The 1,809-nt window shown below is 57.2% G+C and carries 2 protein-coding genes and 1 pseudogene; 1 reads left to right on the top strand and 2 read right to left on the bottom strand.

What is annotated here, in order from left to right; genetic code table 11:
• A pseudogene (locus tag BM175_RS22265) lies at window positions 1-248 on the bottom strand (integrase); the annotation flags it as partial.
• Between the two features lie 90 nt (window positions 249-338).
• Here BM175_RS22265 and BM175_RS22260 point away from each other — a divergent pair.
• Window positions 339-524, top strand: a complete 186-nt coding sequence (locus BM175_RS22260) for a hypothetical protein (RefSeq protein ID WP_090967002.1) — start codon at window positions 339-341, stop codon at window positions 522-524.
• Between the two features lie 19 nt (window positions 525-543).
• Here BM175_RS22260 and BM175_RS22255 read toward each other — a convergent pair whose 3' ends face one another.
• The gene (locus BM175_RS22255) at window positions 544-1,554 is read right to left on the bottom strand and encodes a P63C domain-containing protein (RefSeq protein WP_175526985.1); all 1,011 of its coding nucleotides are present in this window, start codon (window positions 1,552-1,554) and stop codon (window positions 544-546) included.
• Window positions 1,555-1,809 lie beyond the last annotated feature (255 nt).

The raw sequence follows: 1,809 nt of genomic DNA, 5'->3' as shown, positions 1-1,809 counted from the left end.
CCCATGTCATGGGCGTGGAACATCACCGCGCTGGCGGGCGTGACCGCCTGTCGGTTCCGGGTCGACGGCATGGCGTCGGGATAGAGTTCCAGCGCCATTTCGCGGATTGCCGCCGGCGGGATCTCGATCAGCAGCCGATCGCCGAGATGAGCCCTGATCTTCGGCAGGTATCGAGCCTCGCCGCCGTGCTTAATGTAGCTCTCTGCCGCCTGATCAAAGGTGACGTCCTTCGCGCCGTAACCGCTCATCGCTCGACCTTCATTCCGATTTAAGGTATATACGGTATCGATACCGTACGTACGCTATCGGCTCAATGGCGAGTGAAAAGGTTGGTTAACATGGGGCGAAAGATGCTCTGGCCGGAGAAGCACACGCTGAAGCTGCGAGAAGGCGCTACGGCTCGGATCGATGCCGTGCTTCGCGACGGCGAACCACGCCTCGATCTCATCCGTGAGGCGATCGAGAAGGAGGTAGCCCTCCGCGAGAAGACAATCGCGAAGGGCAAGAAGGCCCCCACCACTTGAGCGACGGTAGCGCGGGATCCTAGTCCTCTAGCAGCGAAAGTTGTGTCCCCGCCTGAGGGAACCGCTTTGCGAACATTCGTTTGAACTGGCCTACGGTATCCGAGATCTTCATCAGAGTTACGACCTCTTGGACCTGCCTTTTGAGCTTCTCGATACCGTAGCCTTCGGTCAGATGCTGGTGAAACCGAGCCTTTCTCGTCCCGCCAACCTTCGGGTTGATCTTGTCCAACTCTTCGAGGACAGCACCATTTTCAAGCGGCTGATAAACGTATGTCCGCGTGAAGTTGGCGAAATGCTGCGGACGGTTCTGCATTACCGTACCGGAGCTATTCCTTGTAAGTCTCTTACTACCGTAAACACGATTCAGCTCATCATAATACTCGTCCGGAAACTGCTTATCCCACTGCCGCTTCTCTTCCTCGATATATTGCTGAACGAGAAGCCGCAGCGCGTCGGGCGCTCGAACCTTCTGAAAGCCAGTGGCCTCGTCAATGAGTGCCGCGACACCGACTTTGGCGAACGCCTGAAGCAAAGTTCGAGCTTGAAAGGCAAGCCTTTCCTGTGACTGTGTCAGCTTCCCGGCGTCTGAGGCGCGAATGATCGCCTTACAGACGTCGACCAAGACGTCAGCTTCGTAACCGTGCCCAAGATCCTGTGTCAGCGGCTTGAAGTTGATCGGATTTGCAATCCGCTCAACCAGCTTCTCACCGAGTTCGGATCCGATGCCCTTGCGGGTCATGGACCGTAGGAACGCGTTGCCGCCCTCAGACCGAAGGCCCAACGATCGAGCCATTCCACGCTTGTGGAACACCCGTCGACCATCTTCCAAGACGTAGCAATCGAGAGTGAGATCGCCGACTGTCATTTGACCCTGGTGGGTCGCCTTCGGTAGCGCCGGATCCGATGCCAAAGCTGCTCGCTCGGTCCATCGAGCCATGGCTCCGAGACGGGCAATCTCTTTGCGCTCGTCCGGAGAAAGGGACTCCGTTCTTGCTTTGCCGCCAAGGCTTTGAGGGCTATCGTCGACCATTTTCGCCTCCATGCTTGCTACTCGTCGCAAGCTAGTAATGCTTGCTAGGGTTTGCAAGCATGGAGGCGAAAGTTTTGCGCTTTTAAGGCAAAAATGCTTGCCTGTTGAGTTCGTCGGATCCGATGGCCTTGGTTTAGAAGAGGCAGGAGGCCCCCGCCATTTGAATACGCAGGTGACTCTGGTCAGATCATCAGCCCCTGCCTCGGATCGTACCTGGCCCGAGGTGCACGCCTGACGCGCGGATCGTAGTCCTCG

Source organism: Aureimonas phyllosphaerae (genome assembly GCF_900113065.1).
Taxonomy (GTDB): Bacteria; Pseudomonadota; Alphaproteobacteria; order Rhizobiales; family Rhizobiaceae; genus Aureimonas; species Aureimonas phyllosphaerae.
This window is presented reverse-complemented; position numbering and strand designations above follow the sequence as displayed.

Excerpts from the sequence above, each read along its gene's own strand:
- BM175_RS22255 (WP_175526985.1), bottom strand. The coding sequence starts at position 1,554 with ATGGTCGACGATAGCCCTCAAAGCCTTGGCGGCAAAGCAAGAACGGAG.
- BM175_RS22260 (WP_090967002.1), top strand. The coding sequence starts at position 339 with ATGGGGCGAAAGATGCTCTGGCCGGAGAAGCACACGCTGAAGCTGCGA.